Source organism: Neisseria sp. P0021.S007 (assembly GCF_051956855.1).
In genome coordinates this window covers 1-977 of the sequence record NZ_JBQCXA010000188.1, presented here as the reverse complement: position 1 = coordinate 977, position 977 = coordinate 1, and the positions used below count along the sequence as shown (strand labels likewise).

Here is a 977-nt window from a genome sequence, read left to right as displayed (position 1 = left end):
GATATAACCGCCGCTCAAGCACTGCGCGCCATGTGCAACCGCATCTTGAACCTGCTCGTGTACGGTTTGACGCAGGTCTTCGCGGTGAAGCGGGGCAAGGGTAGTGTTCGGGTCTTTGGGATTGCCGGTTTGCAGTTTGGCGCATTCGGCAAGGAAGAGCGGGATAAATTGTTCGGCAATATCTTGGGTAACAACGATGCGCTTGGCGGCATTGCAGGATTGTCCGGCATCGCGAAAGCGCGAATAGCAGGCATCGATGACTGCACGTTGCAGATCGGCATCAGGCAGGATAATAAACGGATTGCTGCCGCCCAGTTCAAGGACGGTTTTTTTCAGATGTCTGCCCGCATGGGCGGCCAGCAAGCGACCGGTATGGGTCGAACCGGTAAATGCCATGGCATCGGTATCTTCAATGGCTTTAAGCGTGTCTTCATGGTTTAACCATGCGCCGATAAGCGGCAAACCTTTGGGGACGAGGTTGAAGAGTGTTTCGCTGACGCGGGCGACACTGGGCGCAGGTTTGACCGCGCAGGCATTGCCGGCACAGAGGGCAGGGATGGCAAATCGTAAAATCTGCCAAACAGGGTAGTTCCACGGCATGACTGCCAAAACAACGCCCAAAGGCTCGAAGCGGACTTGGCTGAGGCTGGCTTGAGTGGCGATGGTTTTATGGGCAAGCAGTTAGGCGGTAAGGCGGACGTAATAGCGGATAAGCTCGATGGATTTGCTGATTTCGGCACGGCATTCGTGCAGGCAGCGTCCGACTTCTTCGCAGACCATTTCAGCAAGGCGTTCTTGGTTTTGGGTAAGGCTGTCGGCAAATTGTTGTAAGAGGGCAGTGCGCTCGATAATGCTTGATTGTGCGAAGGTTTGCTGAAGGGTTTGGAGGCGGTTTAATTCGTCGGTGAACTCGGTATAGCTTTGCGCCGGTCTGCGGTAAATGGTTTCTCCGGTGAAAACGTGGGTGCTGTGAAACA

At 54.6% G+C, this 977-nt stretch carries 1 pseudogene; it reads right to left on the bottom strand.

From position 1 onward, the window contains the following. Positions 1 to 977: pseudogene (locus tag ACTHUR_RS12105) on the bottom strand (aldehyde dehydrogenase family protein); the annotation flags it as partial.